A 24,854-nucleotide genomic window follows, 5' to 3' on the forward strand; every position below is an offset into this window, starting at 1 on the left:
GCGTTCCGTTCGGAGGCGAATTTCCCGGGTGGGCCGGCTGAGCTGCCGAGATCGGAGCCTGGTGGGCCAGGAGGAGAGTTCATGCGCGGGTCCTTCAAGCACGTCCAGCCCATCGGCGAGGGCCCGACCGCGGGCGACGTCGCGCTGCCGCCGGGCCTGCCTTACCCGGACGGGTGGGCCTCGGTCGGCTTCTCCGACGAGCTCAAGCCCGGCACGGTGCTCACCCGCAGGCTGGCCGGGGAGGACGTCGTGCTGTACCGGCTGCGGAGCGGGGCGATCCGCGCGATCCGCCCCTACTGCCCGCACCTGGGGGCCCACCTCGGCCTCGCCGAGGTGGAGGGCGACGACCTGGTCTGCCCCTTCCACCGCTTCGCCTTCGACCCGGACGGCAAGTGCGTGCGGACGGGGTACGGCTCCGCGCCGCCGAAGGCCTCCCTGGCGCAGCTTCCGGTCCGCGAGGTGAACGACGTCGTCTTCGTCTGGCGCCACCACGACGGCCGCCGGCCGGACTGGGAGATCCCGGAGTGGCACACCCTCGGGCACCAGCCGCCCCGGCACGCCGCCTGGGAGATGGCGGGCTACGCCCAGGACGTCATGGAGAACGCGGTGGACCTGGGCCACTTCGTCACCCTGCACGGCTGGCCGAGCGGCGAGTTGGCGGCCCCGATCGACTGGGACGGCACGCGCTTCCACATCTCCATGCGGGTCCAGGAGGACTTCCCGCTGCTGGGTCGGCGCCAGGTCGATATCGAGGTCGACGGTTACGGCCTCGCCTGCCTGCACACCGACGTGCACACCCCGGCCCTCGGTCTGAAGATGTGCTCGCTGGTGATGGCCACCATGGTCGCGCCCGGCCGGATGCAGTTCCGGCAGGCGAGCCGGTTCTCCTTCGACGAGCCGTCCCGGCTGCCGCCCGTGCTCGGCAGGGCGGTCAGCCGGTCGCTGTCGAGCCTGCTGGCGGGCCCGATGTTCAAGCGCAGCTGCGAGTTCACGGCGGCCGACTTCCCGATCTGGTCCACCAAGAAGTACCTGTCGCCGCCCCGGCTCGCCCCCGGCGACGGGCCGATCGGCGCCCTGCGGCACTGGGCCCGGCAGTTCTACCCGCCGGACCACCAGGAACACCTGCCCGCGCCGGCCGCCCTCACCGTCCGGGCCGAGAACGGTGCCCGCAGCGGGCTCGCCCAGCCCTGAGCGGAGGTACGGAGGTACGGCCGGGGCCCGGGTCCGGGCCCCGGCCGTACGTCTGCTCAGCTCGGGAGCCGGCCGCCGAGCAGGAAGGCGGTGAACGGTGCGAGCACCCGGGGGTCGGTGAAGTCGACACCGTGCGCGGTCGTGTCGAAGGTGACCATCGCCGCCCGGTGCCCGAAGGCGCGCTGGGTCTGCCGGGCGCCGTTGTAGGTGGTGTCGGGGTCGTACCGGTTCTGCAGCATCAGGATGTTGCGCGGGCCGTCCGGGTCGGCCCGGACCAGCGGCTCCTTCGGGCCGTAGTGCCAGAAGGCGCACGGCCAGACGTTGCCGCTCATGCCGTTGGTGAGCGGGTAGCGGGCCCGGTCCGCGGCGGTGCGGGCGGCGTAGACGGCCGGGTCGCGGGGCCAGGCCGAGTCGCCGCAGACCACCGCGAACTGGGCCGCGAGGAAGTTGTCGGGGATGACCTGCGGCAGCGGGTTGCCACCCGATCCGCCGGTGCCCGCGCCCTCCGGCGTCGGAGCCGGAGCCGTAACCGGGGCCGGAGCCGGAGCCGGAGCCGTGTCGCGCTCCTCGGCCAGTTGCAGGACCCGCGCGCCGAGGGGGTAGTAGCTCGGCTTGACCAGCGAGGCGTAGACGACGCTGCGCAGGCCGCCGCCGGTGAGCAGCCGGCCGCCCGACAACGGCAGCGGGTCGCGGTCGACCTCGCCGGCCAGCCGGAGGTAGCTCGCCCGGACCGCCTCTGGGGTGGCACCGAGGTGCAGGGTGGCGTCCTGGGCGGCGACGAAGCGGGCCAGGGCCGGGAAGGAGTCGTCGAAGCCTTCGCTGAACAGCCTGAACCCCTGCTCCACCCCGCCCGGCGGCACCGTGCTGTCCAGCACCACGCGGTCGGTGTGCGAGGGGAAGAGGGTGGCGTAGACCTGGCCGAGGTAGGTGCCGTACGAGCTGCCCAGGTAGGAGATCCGGGGCAGGTGCAGGGCGGCCCGGATCCGGTCCAGGTCGCGGGCCGAGTTGGCCGTGGTCACGTCGGCCAGGTAGCCGCCGCTCGCGGCCGCACAGCCGTCGGCCACCCGCCGGGCCTGGTCGAGGTTGGCGGTGATCGAGCCGTCGGGGCCGGGGAAGGGGTAGTTGAGCTGGGCGTCCCGCTCGGCGGCGGACAGGTCGCAGTGGACCGGGGTGCTGTTGCCCACCCCCCGCTCGTCGAAGCCGATCAGGTCGTAGGAGCGCAGGACGTCCGGCGGCAGCAGCTTCGCCATCTCGCCCGGGTAGTCGAGGCCGGATCCGCCCGGCCCGCCCGGCACCACGGCCAGGGTGCCGCGCCGGTGGGCGGGGTCGGCGGTGCGCAGCCGGGAGACGGTGAGGGTGATCGTGCCCTCGGCCGGGTCGTGGTAGTCCCGCGGCACCCGCAGGGTCGCGCACTGCTGGCGCGGGTCGCGGGTGAACGGCACCCCGTTGGCGTTCGGGGTCGGCGAGGGGCAGGACCCCCAGGCGAGTTGCGCCGCCGGGGCCGCGACGGCGGTCGGCGCGAGTGGTGCGGCGAGCAGGAGGGCGGCGGTGAGCAGCGCGCCGCCGGCGCGGGCCGTGGTGCGGCCGGTAGGTCGGGTCATACGTCCGACGCTAGGACTGCTGAGGTGGCGTCAGCCTCGGCTCCGGGGTGGAGAATTCCCCCGGGGTGCTTCTCCACCCGGCTCCACCCCGGTCCACCCGACTCCACCCGGCTCCACCCCGGGGGTGAGTCGGACCCGGGCGGGCCGGTGTCGGCCCGCCCGGCGTCGGACCGGAGCTACGCGTGGGCGCCCGCGCACTCCGGGTGCCCCCAGCTGCTGCCCACCTTGGTGATGGTGTCGCCCTTGGCGTAGGGGCGGGTGCAGGGGCAGGTGCCGGGGAAGCGGGCGGCCAGGGTCCGCGAACCGCCCGACGAGCGCTTCTTCGCCGTGGACGAGCCGGCCGACGAACCCGTCGACGAGCCGGCCGACGAGGAGGCCGGGCGGGCGGCCCGCGCCGGGGCGGTCCGGGCCGGGTCCGGCTCGGGGAGGTCGGCGCCGGTTCCGCCCGCGGCCTGCTGCCGGCGGGCGGCGTCGCTGGCGGCCTTGTCGGCGATGGCGTTCAGCGGGTCGCCGTTCACCTGGTGGGCGGGGACGTACACGAAGGTGACGTCCCGCCCGGTCAGCAGCTCGTCGATGTGCTGGATCAGCTCGCGGTTGGCGACCGGCTTGCCGGCGGCGGTCTTCCACCCGTTGCGCTTCCAGCCGACCAGCCACTTGGTCACCGCGTCGCGGGTGTACGTGCTGTCGAGCCGGACCTCCAGCGGGACGGCCGGGTCCGTCGACGCCAGCAGCTGCTCCAGCGCCGTCAGCTCGCCCACGTTGTTGGTGCTGTGCCCGAGCGGACCGGCCTGCCAGCGCTGGGGCACCCCGGCGGCGTCCGCCACCACGTAGGCCCAGGCCGCCGGACCGGGGTTGCCCTTGGCTGCTCCGTCACACGCTGCAATGACTCGTTCGACCATGCCCCGATCATGCCAGGACGTGGCAGGCCCGGGCCAAATCGGTCAGGCGCGGAGCAGCAGCAGGAGCAGGGCCGCGGACCAGCTGAAGTTGGTCGAGTTCCGCCCCTCCCCCGTCAGCGGGTCGTAGTTCTCCCGCAGCGGACCGTCGCCGCCGAGCCCGGCGGCCGTCGCCAGCAGCCGGTCCGTCGCCCGGCGGGCGTCCTGGTTCCAGCCGTACCGGCGCAGGCCTTCGATGGCGAAGTAGGTCTGGTCGATCCAGGCCAGCCCGCGCCAGTACCCGGCCGGGTCGAAGGAGGGCGAGCTGCGGGCGACGGTCGGGAACGGCAGCGCGGTGCCGAACTCGGCCGGGTCGAGCAGGAGCCCGCGGACCGCGCGGGCCTGGGCGGGTGAGGCGGTGCCGGACCAGAGCGGGATCGCGCCCTCGATGCCGCGTCCGCGCGCGGTGAGGCGGGCGCCGGTGGCCAGGTCGGTGTCGTGGAACCAGCCCGTGGCCGGGTCGAACATGGTGTCGCGCACGGCCCGGTCGATCTTCTCGGCCCGTCCGCGCAGCCGCTGGGCGGCGGTGCGGTCGCCGAGTTCGGCGGCGATGGCGGCCAGGGCGCGGTGGTCGGCGGCCAGGTAGGCGTTGAGGTCGACGGAGCGCTGGGTGAGCGACCAGCCCAGCAGGGCGCCCTGCGCGCTGCGGTTGGCGACGACGGCGGCGCCGAGGGCGGCGTCGAAGCGCGGCGCGTTGTCCATGCCGGACTCCCAGGCCGCCGCCGCCAGGCAGTCCGCCGGGGCGGCGTTGCCCGGGTCGACGGTGGCGCCGTACTCGCACAGGCCTTCGCCGTCGTGGTCCCGGGTGCGGTACCACCAGTCCTGGTAGGCGGTCAGTTTGGGCAGCAGCTCGCGCAGGAACGCCCGGTCGCCGCCGCTCCGGTAGACCTCCCAGACGGCCCAGGAGGCCAGCGGGGGCTTGGAGTTGCGCTCGTTCCAGTTGCCGCCGCCGGTGCTCGGGTCGTTGTAGAAGACGCAGTCCGGGATCATCCCGGCGTCCTGCGGGCGGTCGGCGGAGTCGGGCCGGATCTGGTGGTCGAACATCGCCCGGATCTGGTCGGCGGCCAGGTCGGGGGCGAAGACGGCGGTGCCGGCGGCCTGCTTCCAGGTGTCCCAGGCCCAGACCCCGCTGAACCACTTGTACGAGAGCGTGGGCGTGACGGCGTCGTGCCGGATCCGCCCGGCCGGGCTGCGCCAGTTGGTGACCAGGGTCTGCACGCACTTGACGGCCGTCCGGCGGCGCGCGGCGGGGACGCCCTCGGTCGCCCGGGCGACGTACCCGGCCCAGCGGGCGGCGCCCGCCGCGGCGACCCGGTCGGGGGCGCGCAGCGCGGCGTCCGCCTCGGCGACGGCGCGGGAGTGCTCGGCGTCGGTGAAGGTGTAGCTCTCGGCCCAGTCCAGGGTGCGGGCCGCGCCCGGGGCCAGCCGGACGGGCCCGGCCAGTTCGGTGCGGTGGCCGTCGCCGCTGACGGTGGTGCGGACCGGCGCCGCGTGGCGGACTTCGAAGCGCTCGGTGCCGTCGGTGAGGTAGTCCCAGGTCTGCCGTACCCGGGCGAACCGGACGGCGACGCCGCGCTCGGCTGCGACCAGGGCGGGGGCGTCGTGCTGGGGGCCGGTGGCCGGGCGCAGCAGTGTCCCGGTCCAGGCGACCTGGAGGGTCCGTTCGGCCGGGCCGCCGTTGGCCAGCCGGGCCCTGACCAGGGCGGTGCGGTTGCCGGCGAAGCGCAGTTCCAGGGTGAGCGCCAGGCGGCCGCCGAGGTCGTAGGACTGGCGCAGCAGCCCGGGCAGCGAGGTGAGCCGGGGGGCGCCGCCGGCGGCGAGGTCCAGGATCCTTCCCTGCTCGGTCAGTTGGAGGCGGTTGAGGCCGTCGCTGAGCCACCACGGGTATTCCTGGGCGAGGTGGAGGGGGCCGGTGAAGCCGCCGAGCGGGTCCTGCGGGCGCGGCAGGGCGTAGGCGTGCCAGGCGCCGAGGTCGGCGAAGACGTTGATCGGGTTGTTGCCGGTGGCGTCGCCGGGGTAGGCCTGCGCGGGGGTGCCGTGCAGGTCGAGGACGTCGGCGTAGCGGTCGGACAGCTCTGACAGGGCGGACGGGTCAGCCAGGTCGGAGGGGGCGGCCTGCCGGTCGTCGGCGTGGGCGGCCGGTGCGACGCCGCCGGCCACGGCGAGGGCGGTGCCGGTGGCGGCGGTGGCGGCCAGGAGTCGGCGGCGGGACAACGGCGTCATGTGCGCTCCTCGACGGGCGTGGACGGGGACGGAGACGTGGACGGGGGCGTGGACGGGGAGGCTGCGGGGACGCGGACGACCGCGGCGCCGAGCGGTGCGAGGGTGACGCCCCGGCCCGTGTCGGCGCCAGTGAGCAGGTCGGTGCCGGGCCGGTCCAGCGCCACCCGGCAGACGGCGGGGCCGTGGTTGAGCAGGAACAGGTAGCCGGTGCCGTCGGCGGCGCGGCGGCGGGTGGCTTCGACGCCGGCCGGCAGGCCGGGCAGTTCGGCGCCCACCCCGGCTTCGGCGAGCGGCAGGTCGAGCACCCGGCCGACGTCCGCGCCGAGGTGGCAGCCGAGGTACCAGGCACTGCCGGTGCCGTGGCGGTGCCGGGTGACGGCGGGCAGACCGGCCAGCTCGCCGGAGGCGTAGCGGGCGACGGTCTCGGCGCCCTCGGTGTCGATCCATTCGCTCCAGTGCTCGGCCCGCAGCTCCGGGCCGCCGCCGTCGAGCCGGACGGTGGTGGCGGCCCCGTCGGGGATCGGCCAGTGCTCGTCCACGACGAGGCCGAACAGCGGCCGCAGCGGTCCGGGGTGGCCGCCGGGGTGGAGGTGGTCGTGCCGGTCGCTGATGCCGCTGAACGGGCCGCAGACCAGGTGGCCGCCCGCCTGGACGAAGGCGGTGAGGCGGTCGGCGGTGGCGGTGTCGAGCAGGTACAGGTTGGGGGCGAGCAGCAGCCGGTAGCCGTCGAGGTCGCCGGTGGGCGGGAGGAAGTCGACGGTCACGCCGCGGTCGTGGAGGGCCGCGTACCAGGGCCGGAGCAGGTCGAGCCAGCGCATCCGCGCGGAGGGGTGGTCGTCCAGCTCCAGCGCCCACCAGCTGTCCCAGTCGAGCAGGACGGCCGCCCGCCCGCGCATCCGGCTGCCCGCGATCTCGCCGAGCCGGCGCAGCTCGGCCCCGAACCGGACGGTCTCCCGCCAGCCGCGCGAGGAGGTGCCGCGGTGCGGGAGCATCGCACTGTGGAACTTCTCGGCCCCGGCCACGGAGGCACGCCACTGGAAGTGCAGTACGCCGTCCGCGCCCCGGGCCAGTGCCTGGAGCGACCAGAGCCGGTACAGGCCGGGCCGTTTGGGCAGGTTGACGGGCCGCCAGCTGACGGCCGAGGGGGCCTGTTCCATCAGCAGCCACGGCTTGCCGCCCTTGAGGGAGCGCATCAGGTCGTAGTTCATGGCCGCGTTGACGTGGGTGCGGGGGTCGGCCGGGTCGGGGTAGGCGTCGTCGGAGACGAGGTCCTCGTGGCGGCTCCACTCCCAGTAGTCCAGCGACTTGAGCATCGACATGAAGTTGGTGGTGACGGGCACGCCCGGTGAGACCTCGTCGAGGACGGCCTTCTCGGTGCGGTGCAGGGCCAGCAGCGCGTCGGAGCAGAACCGGCGCCAGTCCAGCAGCTGGGTCGGGTTGACCGGCCCCGGCGCGGCGCGCGGCGGTTCGATCTCGTCGAACGAGCCGTAGCGCTGGGACCAGAACGCCGTCCCCCAGGAGCGGTTGAGTTCGTCGACGTCGCCGTGCCGCTCGCGCAGCCAGCGCCGGAAGTCGGCGGCGGACGCGGGGCAGAAGCACTCCTGGACGTGGTCGCCGTACTCGTTGTGGATGTGCCACAGGGCGAGTGCGGGGTGGTCGTGGTAGCGCTCGGCGAGGGCCCGGGTGAGCCGGGCGGCGGCGGCCCGGTAGACGGCGGAGGAGGGGCAGTAGTGCTGGCGCGAGCCGAACTCCAGCCGGACGCCGTCGGCGGTGACGGGCAGCAGCTCGGGGTGGGCGCGGACCAGCCAGGCGGGCGGCGAGGCGGTGGCGGTGGCCAGGTCGACGGCGATGCCGTGGCTGTGGACGAGGTCGAGGAGGCGGTCCAGCCAGCCGAAGTCCCAGCGGTCGGCGGCGGGTTGGAGCCGGGCCCAGGAGAAGACCCCGACGGTGACCAGGTTGACCCCGGCCTCGGCCATCAGCTTCACGTCCTCGGCCCACACCTCCTCGGACCACTGCTCGGGGTTCCAGTCCCCGCCGTAGAGGAGGCCGGGCACGCGGGTCAGCGTGGCCGCGCGGGAAGGAGTACGGGAGGTCATGCGGGGGGTCATCCTTTCAGCGCTCCGCCGAGCAGGCCGGCCACGAACTGCCGCTGGAACACCAGGAAGAGCAGCACCAGCGGGAGGGTGGCCAGCAGGGAGCCGAGCATCAGGCCGGAGTAGTCGACGTGGGTCAGCCCGGTCAGCGTGTTGAGCGCCACCGGCACGGTGTACTTGTCCTCGGTGTTGAGCATCAGCAGCGGCCAGATGAAGCTGTTCCACTGGCCCATGAAGGTGAAGATCACGAGCGCGCCCAGCTGCGGCCGCACGCACGGCAGGACCACCTGGTAGAAGGTGCGCAGTTCGCCGGAGCCGTCGATGCGCGCCGACTCCAGGAGTTCGTCGGGGAAGTCCAGGAAGCCCTGGCGCATCAGCAGGATGCCGAAGGAGTTGGCCAGGAAGGGCAGGATGACCGCCTGGTAGCTGTCGATCCAGCCGATGCTGGCCATCATCTGGAACAGCGGGACGAGCAGCACCTGCAACGGGATCATCATGGTCGCCAGCACCAGGCCGAGCAGCAGTCCGCGGCCCCGGAACCGGTACTTGGCCAGCCCGTAGCCGCACATGGCGGACAGCAGGGAGCTCAGCGCGGTGTAGACGACGGCGACGCCGAGGCTGTTGAGCAGCACCCGGCCGAAGCCGATGCTCTGCTGGAGGTGCGCCAGGTTGCGCAGCAGTTCCCCGCCGGGCAGGAACGGCGGTGGGGAGTGGAAGAGTTCGGAGCTGCTGTGGGTGCTGGCGATCAGCATCCAGGCGAACGGCACCAGGCTGACGACGGCGCCGAGGGCGAGCACGGCCAGGACGGCGCCGCGGCCGAGCCGGGCGGCCGGCGGGCGGGCCGCCGGCGGGCGGACGGCCGCCGCCCGGGCGGGCCGGGGGCGGGCGGAGGTGGCGCTCATCGGCGGCGTTCCCTTCCGTAGAACCGGAACTGGAGGAGGGAGACGGCGGCGATGACCAGCACCACGACCCAGGCGATCGCGGCCGCGTACCCGAAGTCGAGCTGCTGGAAGCCGACCTTGTACAGGTAGACCACCGGGGTGAGGGTCGCGTCGCCGGGGCCGCCGCGCGTCAGCACGTAGTTCTCGTCGAAGAGTTGGAGCGTGCCGATGGTGGAGGTGATGACGCAGAACAGCACCACCGGCCGCAGCTGGGGCAGGATCACGCTGGTGTAGGTGCGCAGCGTGCCGGCGCCGTCGAGGGCGGCGGCCTCGTACTGGTCCCGGCCGATGGCGTGCAGGCCGGCGAGCAGGATGACGGCGTTGTAGCCGGTCCAGCGCCAGGTGACCGAGCCGATCAGCGAGATCCGGGCCCAGGTGGGCGAGTTGAGCCAGTCGACGGGGCCGGCGCCCAGGGCGTGCAGGAGCTGGTTGGCCAGGCCGCCGTCGGTGCGCAGCAGCACCTGGAAGACGACGGCGTAGGCGACCAGCGTGGTGACGGCGGGCAGGAAGAAGACGGCCCGCCAGCCGGCCCGGAAGCGCAGCCAGGACTGGTTCAGCAGGACGGCCAGCACCAGTGCCAGGCCGATCATCACGGGCACCTGGACGGCCAGGATCATCCCGGTGTTGACCAGGGAGTGCAGGAAGGCCGGGTCGTCCAGCATCCGCCGGTACTGGTCCAGGCCGACCCAGACGGTGGCGCCGTCCCGGCGGGCGGTGAAGCTCTGGTAGAGGCTGGCGCCGAGCGGATAGGCGAAGAAGAGGATGAAGAGCACGGCCGTGGGCCCGGCGAAGAGCCAGGCCGCGGAGCGTGGCAGCCGTCGTCGCCGGGTGGGCGCGGTGCGCGCGGGTGCGGCGGCCACCCGGGGGGCGGGGGCCTGGAGACTGGTCATGGCGCGTGTCCCTACGGGGCCGGCTGGCGACTGGTCGCGGTGGCGATCTGGCGGGCGGCGGAGCGCAGCACGGTGCCGGGGTCGGCTCCGTTGTGCAGCACCTGGTTGACGGCGGTGTTGACGATGTCGCCGGCCTTGGAGTCGTCGGCGGTGCTCTCGACGGTGGGGATGGACCGGGCGAGGTCGGCGAGGAGCCGCATGGCGGGCTGGTTCGCGTAGTACGGGTCCGGCTGCTGGAAGTACGGGTCGTCCAGGGCCGGGAGGTAGGCGGGGAAGAGGCCTTCGTGCTCCATCATCGAGGCCTGGTTGGCCCGGTCGGCGAGCAGGAAGGAGAGGAATTCCCAGGCGAGTTCGGGGTTCTTGCTCTGGGCGGTGACGGAGAGGGTGGAGCCGCCGCTGTTGGAGGTGCGGCAGCCGCCGGGGTCGAACGCGGGCAGGGGGACGACGCCGAACCTGCCGTTCAGGTCGGCCATGTCGCCGGCGAGGGTGCCGTCCCACCAGGCGGCGGTGGGGGTGGTGGCGGCCTTGCCGTCGTGGGTGCCGGAGACCAGGCCGTCCCAGCCGTTCTCGAAGTCGACCAGGCCCCGGTCGACCAGCTGCTTCATCAGGGTGAGCGCCCGTTCGGCGGCGGGTGAGGCGACGGCGACCTTGCCGTCGACGAACCAGCCCTGGCCCTGCTGTTGGAGCAGCAGGGCGAACATGCTGTCCTGCTTGGCGTCCAGGATGAGCAGTTTCTTGCCGGTGCGGTCCTTGAGGGTGGTGCCGGCGGCGAGGTAGTCGTCCCAGGTGGTGAGGGTGGCGGGGTCGATTCCGGCCTGCTGGAAGTGGTCGCGGCGGTAGAAGAGGGCGCACGGGCCGCTGTCCCAGGGCAGGGCGAGGACGCGGCCGCCCGCGTCGGTGACGGTGCGCCAGGCGGACGGTGCGAAGTCCTTCGCGAGGCCGCCGGCCCGGCTGGTCAGGTCCACCAGCGCGTGGGGGAAGTTGCCGATGTAGGTGGGCATCTTGTGGCCCTCGACGGTCAGGACGTCGGGGAGTCCGCTGCCGGCTCCGAGCCCGACGGTGATCTTGTCGTAGGCGTTGTCGTAGCCGATGTCGACGACGTCGACGGTGGTTCCGGGGTGGGCCTGTTCGAAGGCCTTGCCGAGCCGTTGCATGGCCTTGGCGGCGACGTCCCAGGACCAGATGGTGATCTTCCCGGCGGCCTTGCCGCCCGAACTCGCGTCCAGCCGTTTGGCGTCGGGGGCGCCGGCGCCGCCGGTGGCGCAGCCCGTCGCCCCGGTCAGCAGCAGCGCGCCGCCCGCGAGCCCGGCGCCGAGGACCCGGCGCCGGGTGGGGCCCGGTCCGGATCCGGCCCGGGTGCCCGCCGGAGCGTCAAGGCGTCTGTGCCGGGTGCCGGTTGAGTTCTTTCCTCCCGACATCTTGCCTCCTGAAGAGTGAATGCCGAATGCTGTATACAGAACTCAGCACACACAGTGCCGTCAAGGCTTGTGACCGAAATCGCGGAAGGTGCCAGGATGACCGCACGCGCCCCCCGGACCCACCCGTACATCCCCAACGCCGCCCCCGACGTGAAGAAGGCCATGCTGGCGGCGATCGGCGCGCACAGCGTCGAGGAGTTCTACGCCGACATCCCCGCCGAGCTCCGCCTGGACCGCCCGCTGCGACTGCCCGAGCCACTCGGCTCCGAGGCGCAACTGGTCGCCCACATGGAGGAGTTGCTCGCCCGCAACACCGCCGTCCCGCCCGGCCGCAGCTTCCTCGGCGCCGGCTGCTACCGCCACCACGTGCCCGCCGTGGTCGACGAGGTCGTCAACCGCAGCGAGTTCCTCACCGCCTACGCCGGCGAGCCGTACGAGGACCACGGCCGCTTCCAGGCCCTGTGGGAGTACCAGTCGCTGATGGCCGAACTGCTGGCCGTCGACGTCGTCAACGTGCCGACCTACGACGGCTTCCAGGCCGCCGCCACCGCACTGCGGATGGCCGGCCGGGCCACCGGGCGCCGCCGCCTCCTCCTGGTCGGCGACCTCGACCCGGACAAGCTCTCCCGGATCCGCGACTACGTGCGCGGCGTCCACGACCTCGTGCTCGTCCCGGCCGAACCCGGGGCCGTCCGCGCCGCCCTCGCCGCCGGCGACGCCGCCGCCGTCTTCGCCGAACTGACCGACCACTGCGGCCGCGTCGACCCCGAACTGCCGCAGTACGTCGAACTCGCCCACCAGGCAGGCGCACTGGCCGTCGTCGGCGCCAACCCGCTGAGCCTCGGCGTGCTCGCCCCGCCCGCCTCCTTCGGCGCCGACCTCACCTGCGGCGACCTCCAGCCGCTCGGCATCCACCCCAGCTTCGGCGGCGGCAACGCGGGCTTCATCGCCAGCGCCGACGACGAACGCCTGGTGGCCGAGTACCCGAGCCGCCTCTTCGGCCTCACCCCCACCGACGTGCCGGGCGAGTACGGCTTCGGCGACGTCGCCTACGAGCGCACCTCCTTCGCCCTGCGCGAGGAGGGCAAGGAGTGGGTCGGCACCGCCGCCGCCCTGCACGGCATCGCCGCCGGGGTCTACCTCTCGCTGATGGGGCCGCACGGCATGCGCGAGATCGGCGAGACCATCCTCGCCAACACCGCCTACGCCCGCCGGCGCCTCGCCCAGGCCCCCGACGTCGAACTCGCCGACCCGGAGGCCGTCCACTTCGCCGACTTCACCCTCCGCTACACCGGCGGGCACACCGCCGCCGAGGTCGCCGCCGCGCTGCTCGCCCGCGGCCTGCACGCCGGCACCCCGGCCGGGGAACACGAGGGCCGCTACTGCGTGACCGAGCTCCACACCCAGGCCGACATCGACCGCCTCGCCACCGCCCTTGAGGAGATCGTCAAGTGACGGACCGTCAGAACAGCGGCGGGACCGACCCGCGGATCGCCCCCAAGCCCGCCCTGCGCCGCTTCCACCAGGCCCGCTGGGACGAGAAGCTGATCTTCGAACTGGGCGCACCCGGCGAGCGGGGCGTCCTTCCGCCGACCCCCGGACCCGGCGTCACCGCCGCCGTCGGCAACCCCGCCGACCGCCTGCCCGCCGCGCTGCGCCGCGCCACCCCGGCCGCGCTGCCCGAACTCGGCCAGCAGCAGGTGCTCCGCCACTACCTGCGGCTCTCCCAGGAGAACCTCGGCGCCGACCTCAACGTCGACGTCGGCCAGGGCACCTGCACCATGAAGTACAGCCCCAAGGTCAACGACGCCTTCGTCCGCGACCCGCGCATCGCCGCCCTGCACCCGGCCCAGGACCCCTCGACCGTCCAAGGGGTGCTCGAACTCGTCCACCGGCTGGAGCAGTTGCTCAAGGAGGTCTCCGGCATGGACCGGGTCTCGCTGCAACCCGGCGCCGGCTCCGCCGCGATCTGGACCAACGTCTCCGTCATCCGCGCCCACTTCGCCGCCCGCGGCGAGCTGGAGCAGCGCGACGAGGTCATCACCACCGCCTTCTCGCACCCCTCCAACGCCGCCTGCGCCAAGACCGCCGGCTTCAAGGTGATCACCCTGCACCCGGACGCGGACGGCTACCCCGACATCGAGGCGCTGCGCACCGCCGTCGGCCCGCGCACCGCCGCGCTGCTCATCACCAACCCCGAGGACACCGGGATCTACAACCCCCGGATCGCCGAGTTCGTCCGCATCGTGCACGCGGCCGGCGGCCTGTGCGCCTACGACCAGGCCAACGCCAACGGCGTCCTCGGCATCACCCGGGCCCGCGAGGCCGGCTTCGACCTGTGCCACTTCAACCTGCACAAGACCTTCTCCACCCCGCACGCCTGCGGCGGCCCCGCCGCCGGCGCCTGCGGCGTCACCGCCGAGCTCGCGCCCCACCTGCCCAGCCCCACCGTCGAGTTCGACGGCGAGCGGTACGTCCTGGACGACGACCGGCCGGAGTCCATCGGCAAGATCCGCCCCTACCTGGGCGTCGTCCCGAACCTGGTCCGCGCCTACGCCTGGATCATGTCGATGGGCGCCGCGGGCCTGCGCGAGGTGGCCGAGACGGCCGTGCTCAACAACAACTACCTGATGCACCAGGTCCAGCGGATCCGCGGCGTCTCCGTGCCCTACGCCAAGGGGCGCCCGCGCGTCGAGCAGGTCCGCTACAGCTGGCAGCAGCTCAACGAGGACACCGGCCTGCACAGCGAGGACCTCGGGTACCGCGCCGCCGACTTCGGCACCCACTACTGGACCAGCCACCACCCCTACGTCGTCCCCGAGCCGATGACGCTGGAGCCGACCGAGTCCTACTCCCGCGCCGACCTCGACGAGTACGCCGCGATCCTCGCCGAGGTCGCCCGCGAGGCCTACGAGGACCCGGAGACCGTCCGCACGGCCCCGCACAACTCCACCGTGCACCGCATCCGGCACGAACCGCTGGACGACCCGGCGGTCTGGGCCGTCAGCTGGCGCGCCTACCGCCGCAAGGTCCTCGGCGAGCGGCCGTGACGACGGGCCCCGGGGCCGGCCGTCCAACTCCCTCCGCCTGCCCGGCAGGTGGGAGCCCGACGACCGGCCCCACCATCGGGCTCGTGGTCAACCCGGTCGCCGGACTCGGCGGCCGGGTCGGCCTCAAGGGCAGCGACGGCGCCGAGGTCCAGCAGCGCGCCCGCACCCTCGGCGCCCGGCCGGCCGCGACCTCCCGCACAGAACTGATGCTTCGTCAGTTTGGCTTGCTCACACCGCACTCGACCCTGCTCACGGCGGCCGGACCGATGGGTGCGGACGCGGCGCGGGCGGCCGGCCTCGACGCGACGGTGGTCCACCGGCCCGCCGGCCCGGGCACCACGGCGGCGGACACCCGCGCGGCCGTCCGCGCCCTCGTCGCGGCCGGCGCCGGCCTGCTGCTGTTCTGCGGCGGCGACGGCACGGCCCGCGACGTCCTCGACGCACTCGGGTCGCTCGGCACGCCCGGCCCGCTCGGGTCGATCGGCCCGCTCGGTCCAGGGTCAGGACCGCCCGTCCTCGGCATCCCGGCCGGGGTCAAGATGCACTCCGCCGTCTTCGCCGTCCACCCCCGCGCCGCCGCCGAAGTGGCCGCGGCCTGGACGAACGGCGGCGTCCGGCTGGCGTCCGCCGAGGTCGTGGACCGCGACGAGGCGGCGCTGCGCGAGGGCCGGGTGTCCGTCCGCCTGCACGGGTGGCTGACCGTCCCGGTCCTGCCCGCCCGGGTCCAGCAGCGCAAGACCGGCAGTTCCGCCGCCGACCCCGAGGCGCTGGGCGGCATCGCCGCCGAGGTCGCCGAACGCGTCGGCCCCGACGGGCTGCTCGCCCTCGGCCCCGGCGGCACGACGCACGCCGTCGCCAGGGCGCTCGGCGCGGCGGACGCCTGCCTGACCGGCGTCGACGTGCTCCGCCTCCAACCGGGCGGCGCCGCCCGGGTCGTGATCCGCGACGCCCGGGCCGACCAGCTGCTGGCCCTGCCCGCCGCGCCGTGGATCGCGCTCTCGCCGATCGGCGGCCAGGGCTTCCTGCTCGGCCGCGGCAACCAGCAGTTCACCCCCGAACTGCTGCGTGCCACCGGCCGCGAGCGGCTGCTCGTCCTCGCCACCGAGGCGAAGCTCGCCGCCCTCGCGGGCCGCCCGCTGCTCCTGGACACCGGCGACCCGGAGCTGGACGATGCCCTGTCCGGGCACGTCCGGGTGATCACCGGCCGCCACGCCAGCGCCGTCTACCGCCTGACCGCCTGACCAACTCGACCTCCCCAACCAGCCTGACCCCCTGAAGAGGAGCCCCCAGTGATCGACCTCCACGGCAAGCGCGCCATCGTCACCGGCGCCGCCTCCGGCATCGGCCGGGCCACCGCCGCGCTGCTGGCCGAACTCGGCGCGGCCGTCGTCCTCGCCGACCTCGACGCCGACCGCGGCGAGCAGGCCGCCAAGGAGACCGGCGGCACCTTCGTCCGCTGCGACGTCTCCCAACGCGCCGACTGCGAGCGGGCCGTACGCACCGCCGTCGACCTGCACGGCGGCGTCGACGTGCTGTTCAACAACGCCGGGATCATCCGCCGGTCCACCGTCTGCGACATCACCGACGACGACTGGGACCTGGTGATGGCCGTCAACATCCGCTCCGTCATGCTGCTCAGCGGGCTGGTCGTGCCGCTGATGGCCGCGAACGGCGGCGGCAGCATCATCAACACCGGCTCCGGCTGGGGCATCCGGGGCGGCGGCCGGGCCGTCTCCTACTGCGCCTCCAAGGGCGCCGTCGTCAACATGACCCGGGCCATGGCCATCGACCACGGCCCCGACAACATCCGCGTCAACTGCGTGTGCCCCGGCGACACCAACACCGGTATGCTCGCCGAGGAGGCCCGCCAGCTCGGCGAGAGCCCGGACGCCTTCTACGCCGACGCCGCCGACCGACCGCTCGGCCGCATCGGCCAGCCTCGGGACATCGCCCAGACGGTCGCCTTCCTCGCCAGTGACGCCTCCACGTTCGTCAGCGGCGCGATCATCGCCGTGGACGGCGCCGGGACCGCCTGACCAGTCGCCCGGCCGGTACGCTACGGACCGAGGAAGAAGGGAAAGCCCGATGGCGATCGAGCGGCGTCCGCTGCGCGAACAGGTGAAGGACGAACTCCTGGAGCGGCTGGGCCACGGCCGGTTCACCCCCGGCGAGTCGATCAACGAGGTCCACCTCGCGGAGGAACTGGGCGTCAGCCGCACCCCGTTGCGCGAGGCGCTGATCAGTCTGGAGCGCGAAGGCATCATCACCAGCGAGCGCGGCAAGGGCTTCCGCTTCGCACCCACCGGCCGGCAGGAGTTCCTCGACCTCACGGCCATCCTGATCGCCCTGGAGTCGCTGGCGCTGCGGACCTCCGACCGCGCGCACCTCTCGGCCATCGCGCCCCGGCTGCTGGCGGAGGCCCGCGCCTTCTCCGCGCCCCAGGCCCCGCACGGCACCATAGAGCGCTACGACGACGCCTGGCACGCACTGTTGCTCTCCGGCTGCTCCAACACCCGGCTGCGCGAGCTGATCGACTCGCTCAAACTCACCCTCCACCGCTACGAGCGGGTGGTCGTCGGGGACCACGAGATCCTCGAACGCGCCGCCGAGGAGCACGAGCGGATCGCCCAGTGCCTCCTCGACGACGACGTGGAGCAGGCCGTCGCCGCCCTGGAGGCGAACTGGACCAGCGGCATGGAGCGGATCATGGAGCGCCTGCCGGCCCTCGGCGTCCGCTGACGCGCCCTCCCCCGCGGCCGGGACGTCACTCCTCGTCGGACCGGCCGCGGACGCAGGTCAGCACGCCCGCCACGGCCGCGATCTGCGCGGTGAGCCCGCCGGCGTCGCCCTGCCCCTGCACCGACAGGGCGATCTCGACGGGCTTGTCGGTGGCCTCGCCGGGCAGTTCCCCGTCCGTGCCGGACAGCGTGCGCAGCTCGAAGACGGCGAATCCGGCCCGGGTGCACTGGTCCAGCACGTCCCGCAGCACCCCCCTGCCCGGGCGGTAGACGATGCGGTACGAGACCGCCGGCCGGTGCAGCGCGGGCAGGCGGTTGAGCAGCGGCCTGATCGCGTAGGACGCGAGGAAGTACGCCGCGACGGTCAGCGCCGCGAGCAGCGGCAGGCCCGCGGCCGCGGCGGAGCCCACCGCCGCGGTGAGCCAGATCGTGGCCGCCGTCGTCAGCCCCTGCACCCAGCCCCGGTGCACGAAGATCACCCCGGCGCCGATGAAGCCCAGCCCCGACACGATCTGCGCGGCCATCCGCGACGGGTCCAGCTCGACGGTGCCCGCGCTCACCACGTCGGCGAAGCCGTACTTGCTCACCAGGGTGAACAGCGCCGCGCCGCTGCCCACCGTCGTGTACGTCCGCAGGCCCGCGGACTTCTGGCGGATCTGCCGCTCGACCCCGATCAGGCCGGAGAGCAGGAAGGCGAACAGGAACTCCAGTACCTGGACCGACCCCTGACCGGACGGCCCGGCCGCCCATTGAACCGTTGCCATAGCCCTGACGCCTCTTCTCCGCCGCTCACCGCCGGCCCCGGACGTGGTGATTCATGCTAGGGCCCGGTGCCCGGCGGCGTGGCCTCCTCCCGGCAGGCCGGGGGTCGATTCCGCGTCAATTCCCGGCGGGCCCCCACCCGTCGGCGCGCACGGACGGCCTGGGCCGGACCGAGGCGAGCAGGGCGGCCGGGTCGGGGTTCTTCTGGAGCCCCGGCAGCAGCAGTTCCCACAGGTCGCACAGGCGCCCCTCGATGGTGCGCCGTCCGTCGATCGCGTCGGAGACGGTGTGCAGCCCGAAGAAGGCGCAGATCACGCCGTGGGCCGCGGTCGACGGGTCGACCCGGGCGGCGAGCTCGCCCTCGCTGCCCGCCCGTTCGAGCAGGACGCGGACGGTGTCGATCCACCCCACGAACGGCACCGGGAGGTCGGCGTCGATGGCCGCGCGCTCGGACCAGAGCCGGGCGCCGGCCCTGACCACGACGTCGTCGCGGAAGGCCCGCGCCACCGCGAAGCTCAGCCGGACGAGTTGCTCCAGCGCCGGCACCGGCGTGCGGGTGTGGCGCGCGACCAGCTCCGGCCAGGTGGCGAAGTGCGCTTCGATCACGGCGCGGGCCAGGTTCTCCTTGCTGGTGTAGTGGAAGTAGATGGCCCCGCTCGTCCTGCCGGAGGCCGCGCTGATGTCGCTGATGCTCGTGCCCGCGTACCCGCGTTCGTCGAACAATCGCGCAGCTGATTCGAGGACTGACCTCCGTGTCGTCTCCGCCCGATTCTGCACGCGCCTCTGCCTTTTCAAGATCACCCCGGCTTTTCGCACGCACTGTAGTGATCCGCGGGCCGGAGCGCCAACTGACGACATGCGAAACCAAGGAGATTGATATTTTCTGTAAATATGAAGATGCTGGATTTCCTCCCCTCCTCGGCGGCCCGGCATCCTGCCCGACCGCTCAGCTGGTCCCGCACGGTCCCCCGTGAACTGGTCCACCGCGCCGCCGTGGCGGAGGTGCTGCTGACCGACGTCCGGGCCCGAGGCGGCGACCGCTTCGAGGCGGCGGCCCAGTGGCCCCGCTCCCACCCCACCTTCCCGCGCGGACGCGGGGACCGGCACGACCCGCTGCTCGCCGTGGAGACCGCCCGTCAGCTGGGCATCTACCTGCCGCTGCGCCACTACGGCGTGCCGGCCGACGCGCACCTGCTGATCACCGACGTGTCCTGCCGGGTCGACCCGGCGGCCGAGCCGCGCGGCGACGGCCCGGCGGCGGTCCTCTGCCGGGCCCAGGTGCACGACCTGCGGACCTCGGCCGGAAACCACCGGCCCACCGGCATGCGGCTGCGGGTCGAATGCTCCGCGCGGGGCGTGGTGTTCGCCCGGATCGAGGGCGGCACGCGCTTCGTCGAACGGCCCGCCTACCCGGCCCTGCGCGGCACCGCGCTGGCCGGGGATCCCGCGGACTCCGGCCCGCCCCCCGACCCCCCGTCACCGGCGGAGGTCGGCGTCGCCCTGCCCTCCGACGTGCTGGTGACGCGCGCGACCGGCCGTTCGTGGGCGGATGGCCCGCTCCTGATCTGCCCGGCCGATCCGGCGCACCCGTTCTTCTTCGACCACCCGTCCGACCACATGCCCGGCATGGTGCTGCTGGAGGCGGCCCGGCAGGCCGCGGCACTGCGGAGCGCGGGCCGGCTGTCGCACCCCGTCGAGTACCGGATGAAGGCCGTGCGGTTCACCGAGTTCGCCCCCCTCCCGGAAGTCGGCATCACCGAGTACGAGCATTTGTGCGTTTTTCATATTCGTCAGAACGGTCATATCACCGCCGTGGGGTCGTTGGGCTATTGAAGTAAAGACCCGGCAAATCTAGGGCCGCCAAGTTTGACCGCGAAACATATCGATCGTAACGTTGCGATCGTTATGTTCCGGGTCGTTTTCTCCGGCCCGGACGTCGAGGCGCGTCGTTTTGCCGCACTCCAGATTCCGGCCCCGGACAGGTCGGCAAGCGGCGACGGCCCCAGGCCGTGGCCGCCCCCCCTCGTCCCGACGCGCACTCCGGCGAATCCCACAGAGCCAATCCCACCTGAAGGGCGTAGGCATGACCGTGGAGAGAATCAACGACTGGACCCCTGCAGCCGTCGTCTTCGACTGCGACGGCACGCTGATGGACACCGAGTCGCACTGGCACCAGGCCCGTGCGGAGGTGCTGCGGGGCTACGGACTCACGGCCGGACCGGAGTTCACGGCGCGCGCGGCCGGGCTGCACTACTCGGACTGCGGGCGGCTGATGGCCGAGACCGCCGGCGACCCCTCGCTGGCACCGGAGCTGACCGACCGGCTGCTGGCGAGCTTCCGGACGCTCGTCGACGCCGACCCGGTCCCGATGCCGGGCGCGGCCGAACTGGTCGGCCGGCTCAGCGGGTTCGTCCCGCTGGCGGTCGCCAGCAACTGCCCGCGCGACGTGATCGAGGCCGGGCTCGGCGGCGCCGGACTGCTCGAACACTTCGAGCACATCGTGGTCCCGGCCGAGGGGATCGGGCCCAAGCCGGCGCCGGACGTCTACCTGACCGCCGCCCGGCTCTGCGGCGCCGAGCCCACCGACTGCCTCGCCGTGGAGGACACCTTCTGCGGCATCCGCTCGGCCGTCCTGGCGGGGCTGCGGGTGATCGGTGTCGGACCGCACCCGTCGGCCGAGGCCCGGGAGGCGGTCGACCTGTGGGTCGCCACCCTGGGCGAGCCGGGACTGCTCGACTGGGTCCGGCGCCGGAGCGCTCTCGCCCTCACCAGCTGAGCAGCCCCTGGCCGAGCAGGCCCTGGCCGAGCAGCGCCCGGCGGAGCGCAAGCCGGCCGGGGAACCGGCCAGGCGCTCACGGTCCGGCGGGGGCCGGCTCGGGGCCGCACAGCGGATCGGGCCCGCCGAACGCGGTGTCGGTGGACGCGGTGTCGGTGGACGCGGTGTCGGTCGGCGCGGCGTCGGTCGGCGCGGTGTCGGCGGACGCGCGGTCAGCAGCGCTGTCGTCGCGCAGCACGCCGTCCAGCGTCCGCGGCACCGCGTGCGCCGAGGCGAACAGCAGCGCGATGCCCACGGCGCCCGGGTCGGGCACTCCCGAGGCCCGTTCGCCGAGATAGCTGGCCCGGCCGCGGCGGGCCCGCAGGGCCCTGGTCCGGCGGACGCCCGCCGCGGCGGCGGCGGCGGCCGCCGCGAGGCAGTCGTCCGGGCGGGCATCGGGAGTGCAGCCGCGCAGGGCCAGTGCGGCCGGGTGCAGGGCGTCGACGAGCGTCTTGTCACCCGGCCGCGCCTCCCCCACCCGCTGGACGGCCTCCAGCGCCGCCGTCGCTCCCCGGGCGAGGGCCGGGCCGGTCAGCGGGCCGGAGCCGACGGCCGCCGCCAGCTCCTGGAGCACCAGGCCGAACAGCGGCCCGCTCGTCCCGCCGACCTCGTCCAGGAACGCGCCCGCCGCCGCGCCCAGCGGTACCGCCGCGGCCTGGCGCCCCGGTGGCAGCCGGTCCAGCGCGGCCAGGGCGCAGCGCACGCCGGTGAGCAGGTTGACGCCGAAGTCGCCGTCCCCGGCGGCCTGGTCGAGCCGGGTGAGCTCCTCCTCGGTGACCGCGACGGTCTCGGCGAACCGCCGCATCCAGCCCGCCGTGAAGAGGCCGTCGAAGGCCTTCGTGCCCGTCATCTCCTGACCTCCTGGTGACCGGGGGCCGGCGCCGATTGCGCGACCGGCCAGGCCGCCGTGTACGCGGGGGCGTCGAGCAGCGCGAGCGTCTGTTCGTCGGCGGCGAGCAGGGTGATCGAGAACCCCCGCATGTCGAGGGCGGTGACGTAGTCGCCGACCAGGCTGCGCGCCAGGCGGCGCCCGCCGGCGTCCAGGACGGCGGCCAGTTCGTACAGGACCGCGTACAGCTCCAGGCCGGTGGTCGCGCCCAGCCCGTTGACCAGCGCGACGAGGGGGGCGCGGGCCGGGCGCAGCGCCTCCAGCAGGCGCAGCGCCATCCGGCCCACCAGGACGGCCAGCGGTTCGCACTCCAGGGAGAGTTCGGCCCGTTCGCCGTGGATGCCGACGCCGAACTCGACCGTCCGGTCCGGCACCTCGAAGGCCGGCCGGCCGGTGGCCGGGGAGGTGTGTGCGGCGCCGGCCACCGCGATGCTGCGGCAGCGCCCGGACAACTCGGCTCCCAGCAGGGAGAGTTCCGCCAGTCCGAGCCCGAGGTCGGCGGCCGCTCCGAGGATCTTCTGCACCAGGACGGTGGCCGCCGTCCCGCGCCGGCCGGCGGCGACGGACTCGGACTCGGAGGCGAGGTCGTCGTCCACCAGGACCCTGGCGCACGGTATGCCCTGGCGGTGCAGCCGTTCGGCCGCGATGCCGAAGTTGATCCGGTCGCCGGTGTAGTTCTTCACGATGTGCAGGACACCGTCCTCGCCGGCGACCGCGCGCGAGGCCTCGAAGATCTGCCGGTTGTGCGGTGAGGCGAAGATCCGGCCCGGGCAGGCGGCGTCGAGCATGCCCCGGCCGACGAATCCGACGTGCAGGGGCTCGTGCCCGGAGCCGCCGCCGGAGAGCAGTCCGACCCGGCGCCCGGGGGCCCGGTCACGGGCACGGACGAATCCGAGGTCGGGGTCGTGGACGACGAGCGATGGGTGGGCCCGGGCGAATCCGGCGAGTGCGCTCGCCACCAGGGCGTCCTGATCGGTTTCGAGGTAAGGGGCCACGTCCGGCTCCGCTCGGTAGGGCGGCCGCGCTGCGCGCGATCGCCGATCACGTTCACCCATGGTTGGGCAGGCGCCCGCGCGCGGCAACCCGCACACGGAGGTGCGCGAGGGCCCCGGACGGCCGCCCGGCGGGCGGTTCCGGGCCTTCGGGGCTCCGGCGCCCCGCAGGGTCGCGGCACCCACTCGGGTGACGTCGTGCCCGCCGGTCCGGCGGGCACGGCCCCGGGTTTCCCCCCGCTTCCGCGCGCTCTCCCGGCGCCCGGGCCGTAATCCGTTCCCGGCGTTCCCGTGGCGGCCGGATGCTATCCGGAGTTTTGACATTCCGCTTAAAGTCATACAGTCTTCTCGGCATGTCTGACCGTCACCCGATCGAGTGCGCCGCCATTGAGCTGGCGCTGATCGGCGTGGCCGCGCACTGCGTTTCCGACAATCTCTGTCGCTGAATCCGCCTGTCCCGACGCGTAGCGGTGATCGCCGCCCCGGGACGTCGCCCCTTCCTGCGGGCGCGGTGCCGCTCACTCTCCTCACGGCCTCACTGTCGCCCGCCTTCCTCCGTGCACCATCGGTAGCGAAAGGCCCCCTTTCCGATGTCTCGAACCACCTTCACCCCCCGCCGCCTCGCCGCGGCGACCGTCACCGTCGCCCTCGCCGTCGGAGCGGCGGCGTGCGGACCGAAGGGCGACGGCGGTGGCAGCACCGGCAAGGACGCCGCGCCGCAGCAGGGCGGCACCCTCACCGTCCTCAACCAGAACCCGCAGGACCAGTTCGACCCCGCACGGCTCTACACCTCCGGCGGCGGCAACGTGCCCTCCCTGGTCTTCCGCACCCTCACCACCCGCAACCGGGCCGACGGCGCGGCCGGCACCAAGGTCGTCCCCGACCTCGCCACCGACACCGGCACCCCCTCGGAGGGCGCGACGGTGTGGACGTACCACCTCAAGGACGGCCTGAAGTACGAGGACGGCTCGGCGATCACCACCGCCGATATCAAGTACGGCATCGAAAGGTCATTCGCCCCCGAACTCTCCGGCGGGGCGCCATTCCTGAGGGACTGGCTGGTCGGCGCCGCCGACTACCAGGGCCCGTACAAGGACGGCCGCGGTCTGGACGCGATCGAGACGCCGGACGAGAAGACCATCACCTTCCGCCTCAACAAGCCCGAGGGCGACTTCCCGTACCTGGCCACCCAGACACAGTTCGCCCCCGTCCCGAAGGCCAAGGACACCGGGACGAAGTACCAGGAGCACCCCGTCTCCTCCGGCCCCTACCAGGTCGTCAAGAACGAGAACGACGGCGCCCACCTCGTCCTCAAGCGCAACCCCAACTGGTCCGCGGCCAACGACGACCAGCGCAAGGCGTACCCGGACACCGTCGACGTGCAGTCCGGGCTCGACCCGGCGGTGATCAACCAGCGGCTCTCCGCCGGCACCGGCGCCGACGCGGCCGCCGTCACCACCGACACCAACCTCGGCCCCTCCGAGCTCGCCCAGGTGAAGGACGACAAGGCGCTCGCCGCCCGCGTCGGCACCGGCCACTTCGGCTACGTCAACTACCTGGCGTTCAACCCCAAGGTCAAGCCCTTCGACAACCCCAAGGTCCGGCAGGCCGTCGCCTACGCGCTCAACCGCACCTCGGTCGTCAACGCCGCCGGCGGCTCCTCGCTCGCCGAGGCCGCCACCACCTACCTGCCCGCCCAGGAGACCTTCGGGTACACGCCCTACGACCCGTTCCCGGCCGGTGCCACCGGCAACCCGGAGAAGGCCAAGGAGCTGCTGAAGGAGGCCGGCTACCCGGACGGCCTGACCATCACGCTCACCCACTCCACCGAATCGGGCAAGGGCTACGGCCCGAACCTGGCCACCGCCGTCCAGGACGGCCTGAAGGCGGCCGGGATCACCGTCCAGCTCGACGCCCTGGACTCCACCAGGTACTCCAAGACGATCCACACCGTCAGCACCGAACCCGGGCTCTTCCTCTCCGGCTGGGGCGCCGACTGGCCCTCCGGCGGCCCGTTCCTCGCGCCGATCTTCGACGGCCGGCAGATCGTCACCGACGGCTACAACTTCAACTCCGCGCAGCTGGACGACCCGTCGGTGAACGACGAGATCGACCAGATCAACAAGATCACCGACCACGCCGAGGCGGCCAAGCGCTGGGGCGCCCTGGACAAGCGGATCGGTGACCAGGCCCTGACCGTCCCGCTGTTCCACCCCGTCTACAAGCGGCTGTCGGGCAAGGACGTCCGCAACATCGTCATCAGCGACTGGACCGGCGTGCTCGACATCTCCCAGGTCGCGGTCAAGTAGCGGACGG

Annotated in this window: 20 protein-coding genes and 1 pseudogene; 10 read left to right on the top strand and 11 right to left on the bottom strand. The window is 73.6% G+C overall.

Annotated features, from left to right (window positions below):
• The first annotated feature begins 81 nt into the window (after nucleotides 1–81).
• Entirely contained in the window at nucleotides 82–1,191 is a 1,110-nt protein-coding gene (locus OG556_RS01240; protein WP_371515407.1) for a Rieske 2Fe-2S domain-containing protein, read from the top strand.
• 56 nt (nucleotides 1,192–1,247) lie between these two features.
• On the opposite strand, the gene OG556_RS01245 is transcribed toward OG556_RS01240, so the two are convergent.
• The 7 genes from OG556_RS01245 to OG556_RS01275 form a co-directional block, all read right to left on the bottom strand.
• Nucleotides 1,248–2,792 (bottom strand): alpha/beta fold hydrolase, encoded by a 1,545-nt coding sequence (locus OG556_RS01245; protein WP_371515408.1) that lies wholly within the window; start codon nucleotides 2,790–2,792, stop codon nucleotides 1,248–1,250.
• A gap of 176 nt (nucleotides 2,793–2,968) precedes the next feature.
• On the bottom strand, nucleotides 2,969–3,691 hold the full coding sequence (locus OG556_RS01250) for a ribonuclease H (RefSeq protein ID WP_371515409.1): 723 nt from the start codon (nucleotides 3,689–3,691) through the stop codon (nucleotides 2,969–2,971).
• Between the two features lie 42 nt (nucleotides 3,692–3,733).
• Nucleotides 3,734–5,950: a trehalase family glycosidase gene (locus tag OG556_RS01255; RefSeq protein WP_371515410.1), complete on the bottom strand. Its 2,217-nt coding sequence runs from the start codon at nucleotides 5,948–5,950 to the stop codon at nucleotides 3,734–3,736.
• Nucleotides 5,947–8,046, bottom strand: coding sequence for a beta-galactosidase (locus OG556_RS01260; protein WP_371515411.1), 2,100 nt, complete (start codon nucleotides 8,044–8,046; stop codon nucleotides 5,947–5,949). The genes OG556_RS01255 and OG556_RS01260 overlap by 4 nt, the downstream gene beginning before the upstream one ends.
• 8 nt (nucleotides 8,047–8,054) lie before the next feature.
• Nucleotides 8,055–8,945 carry a carbohydrate ABC transporter permease gene (locus OG556_RS01265; protein WP_371515412.1) on the bottom strand — a complete coding sequence of 297 codons (891 nt, stop codon included), beginning with the start codon at nucleotides 8,943–8,945 and terminating at the stop codon, nucleotides 8,055–8,057.
• The gene (locus tag OG556_RS01270; RefSeq protein ID WP_350884942.1) at nucleotides 8,942–9,874 is read right to left on the bottom strand and encodes a sugar ABC transporter permease; all 933 of its coding nucleotides are present in this window, start codon (nucleotides 9,872–9,874) and stop codon (nucleotides 8,942–8,944) included. The genes OG556_RS01265 and OG556_RS01270 overlap by 4 nt, the downstream gene beginning before the upstream one ends.
• 11 nt (nucleotides 9,875–9,885) lie before the next feature.
• A complete protein-coding gene (locus OG556_RS01275) occupies nucleotides 9,886–11,292 on the bottom strand; it encodes a sugar ABC transporter substrate-binding protein (protein ID WP_371515413.1) in 1,407 nt (468 codons plus the stop codon).
• Nucleotides 11,293–11,388: 96 nt separating this feature from the next.
• On the opposite strand from OG556_RS01275, the gene gcvPA reads away from it, so the two are divergent.
• From gcvPA to OG556_RS01300, 5 genes are all read left to right on the top strand, one after another.
• The gene (gcvPA, locus tag OG556_RS01280; RefSeq protein ID WP_371515414.1) at nucleotides 11,389–12,747 is read left to right on the top strand and encodes an aminomethyl-transferring glycine dehydrogenase subunit GcvPA; all 1,359 of its coding nucleotides are present in this window, start codon (nucleotides 11,389–11,391) and stop codon (nucleotides 12,745–12,747) included.
• Nucleotides 12,744–14,342, top strand: a complete 1,599-nt coding sequence (gene gcvPB, locus OG556_RS01285; RefSeq protein WP_371515415.1) for an aminomethyl-transferring glycine dehydrogenase subunit GcvPB — start codon at nucleotides 12,744–12,746, stop codon at nucleotides 14,340–14,342. Before gcvPA ends, gcvPB begins: the two co-directional genes overlap by 4 nt.
• An 83-nt stretch (nucleotides 14,343–14,425) precedes the next feature.
• Nucleotides 14,426–15,583 (top strand): ATP-NAD kinase family protein, encoded by a 1,158-nt coding sequence (locus OG556_RS01290; protein WP_371515416.1) that lies wholly within the window; start codon nucleotides 14,426–14,428, stop codon nucleotides 15,581–15,583.
• Between the two features lie 48 nt (nucleotides 15,584–15,631).
• Nucleotides 15,632–16,378: an SDR family NAD(P)-dependent oxidoreductase gene (locus tag OG556_RS01295; RefSeq protein ID WP_371515417.1), complete on the top strand. Its 747-nt coding sequence runs from the start codon at nucleotides 15,632–15,634 to the stop codon at nucleotides 16,376–16,378.
• Between the two features lie 49 nt (nucleotides 16,379–16,427).
• Complete coding sequence (locus OG556_RS01300) at nucleotides 16,428–17,081, top strand: GntR family transcriptional regulator (RefSeq protein ID WP_350884929.1); 654 nt, start codon at nucleotides 16,428–16,430, stop codon at nucleotides 17,079–17,081.
• Between the two features lie 25 nt (nucleotides 17,082–17,106).
• Here the strand turns inward: OG556_RS01300 and OG556_RS01305 are convergent, their stop codons facing one another.
• Nucleotides 17,107–17,844: an MgtC/SapB family protein gene (locus tag OG556_RS01305; RefSeq protein WP_371515418.1), complete on the bottom strand. Its 738-nt coding sequence runs from the start codon at nucleotides 17,842–17,844 to the stop codon at nucleotides 17,107–17,109.
• Nucleotides 17,845–17,959: 115 nt separating this feature from the next.
• On the bottom strand, nucleotides 17,960–18,619 hold the full coding sequence (locus OG556_RS01310; protein WP_371515419.1) for a ScbR family autoregulator-binding transcription factor: 660 nt from the start codon (nucleotides 18,617–18,619) through the stop codon (nucleotides 17,960–17,962).
• 114 nt (nucleotides 18,620–18,733) lie between these two features.
• Between OG556_RS01310 and OG556_RS01315 the strand changes: the two genes are divergently transcribed.
• Nucleotides 18,734–19,675: a ScbA/BarX family gamma-butyrolactone biosynthesis protein gene (locus OG556_RS01315; RefSeq protein ID WP_371515420.1), complete on the top strand. Its 942-nt coding sequence runs from the start codon at nucleotides 18,734–18,736 to the stop codon at nucleotides 19,673–19,675.
• A 250-nt stretch (nucleotides 19,676–19,925) separates the two neighbouring features.
• The gene (locus OG556_RS01320; RefSeq protein ID WP_371515421.1) at nucleotides 19,926–20,618 is read left to right on the top strand and encodes an HAD family hydrolase; all 693 of its coding nucleotides are present in this window, start codon (nucleotides 19,926–19,928) and stop codon (nucleotides 20,616–20,618) included.
• 232 nt (nucleotides 20,619–20,850) lie between these two features.
• Here the strand turns inward: OG556_RS01320 and dhaL are convergent.
• Nucleotides 20,851–21,507, bottom strand: a pseudogene (gene dhaL / locus OG556_RS01325) (dihydroxyacetone kinase subunit DhaL); the annotation flags it as partial.
• Nucleotides 21,504–22,541 carry a dihydroxyacetone kinase subunit DhaK gene (locus tag OG556_RS01330; RefSeq protein ID WP_371515422.1) on the bottom strand — a complete coding sequence of 346 codons (1,038 nt, stop codon included), beginning with the start codon at nucleotides 22,539–22,541 and terminating at the stop codon, nucleotides 21,504–21,506. The gene OG556_RS01330 and the pseudogene dhaL, both read right to left, overlap by 4 nt.
• A 350-nt stretch (nucleotides 22,542–22,891) precedes the next feature.
• Here OG556_RS01330 and OG556_RS01335 point away from each other — a divergent pair, with 350 nt between their 5' ends.
• Nucleotides 22,892–22,984 carry an Ms4533A family Cys-rich leader peptide gene (locus tag OG556_RS01335; RefSeq protein ID WP_317620150.1) on the top strand — a complete coding sequence of 31 codons (93 nt, stop codon included), beginning with the start codon at nucleotides 22,892–22,894 and terminating at the stop codon, nucleotides 22,982–22,984.
• A 144-nt stretch (nucleotides 22,985–23,128) separates the two neighbouring features.
• Nucleotides 23,129–24,847 (top strand): ABC transporter substrate-binding protein, encoded by a 1,719-nt coding sequence (locus OG556_RS01340; RefSeq protein ID WP_371515423.1) that lies wholly within the window; start codon nucleotides 23,129–23,131, stop codon nucleotides 24,845–24,847.
• Nucleotides 24,848–24,854 lie beyond the last annotated feature (7 nt).

Origin of the sequence: Kitasatospora sp. NBC_01300 (genome assembly GCF_041435235.1) — a bacterium.
Classification (GTDB): domain Bacteria; phylum Actinomycetota; class Actinomycetes; order Streptomycetales; family Streptomycetaceae; genus Kitasatospora.

What these genes read in the sequence shown, in the direction of transcription:
- OG556_RS01240 (WP_371515407.1), top strand. Translation starts at nt 82, where the DNA reads ATGCGCGGGTCCTTCAAGCACGTCCAGCCCATCGGCGAGGGCCCGACC.
- OG556_RS01245 (WP_371515408.1), bottom strand. Translation starts at nt 2,792, where the DNA reads ATGACCCGACCTACCGGCCGCACCACGGCCCGCGCCGGCGGCGCGCTG.
- OG556_RS01250 (WP_371515409.1), bottom strand. Translation starts at nt 3,691, where the DNA reads ATGGTCGAACGAGTCATTGCAGCGTGTGACGGAGCAGCCAAGGGCAAC.
- OG556_RS01255 (WP_371515410.1), bottom strand. Translation starts at nt 5,950, where the DNA reads ATGACGCCGTTGTCCCGCCGCCGACTCCTGGCCGCCACCGCCGCCACC.
- OG556_RS01260 (WP_371515411.1), bottom strand. Translation starts at nt 8,046, where the DNA reads ATGACCTCCCGTACTCCTTCCCGCGCGGCCACGCTGACCCGCGTGCCC.
- OG556_RS01265 (WP_371515412.1), bottom strand. Translation starts at nt 8,945, where the DNA reads ATGAGCGCCACCTCCGCCCGCCCCCGGCCCGCCCGGGCGGCGGCCGTC.
- OG556_RS01270 (WP_350884942.1), bottom strand. Translation starts at nt 9,874, where the DNA reads ATGACCAGTCTCCAGGCCCCCGCCCCCCGGGTGGCCGCCGCACCCGCG.
- OG556_RS01275 (WP_371515413.1), bottom strand. Translation starts at nt 11,292, where the DNA reads ATGTCGGGAGGAAAGAACTCAACCGGCACCCGGCACAGACGCCTTGAC.
- gcvPA (WP_371515414.1), top strand. Translation starts at nt 11,389, where the DNA reads ATGACCGCACGCGCCCCCCGGACCCACCCGTACATCCCCAACGCCGCC.
- OG556_RS01300 (WP_350884929.1), top strand. Translation starts at nt 16,428, where the DNA reads ATGGCGATCGAGCGGCGTCCGCTGCGCGAACAGGTGAAGGACGAACTC.
- OG556_RS01305 (WP_371515418.1), bottom strand. Translation starts at nt 17,844, where the DNA reads ATGGCAACGGTTCAATGGGCGGCCGGGCCGTCCGGTCAGGGGTCGGTC.
- OG556_RS01315 (WP_371515420.1), top strand. Translation starts at nt 18,734, where the DNA reads ATGAAGATGCTGGATTTCCTCCCCTCCTCGGCGGCCCGGCATCCTGCC.
- OG556_RS01320 (WP_371515421.1), top strand. Translation starts at nt 19,926, where the DNA reads ATGACCGTGGAGAGAATCAACGACTGGACCCCTGCAGCCGTCGTCTTC.
- OG556_RS01335 (WP_317620150.1), top strand. Translation starts at nt 22,892, where the DNA reads ATGTCTGACCGTCACCCGATCGAGTGCGCCGCCATTGAGCTGGCGCTG.
- OG556_RS01340 (WP_371515423.1), top strand. Translation starts at nt 23,129, where the DNA reads ATGTCTCGAACCACCTTCACCCCCCGCCGCCTCGCCGCGGCGACCGTC.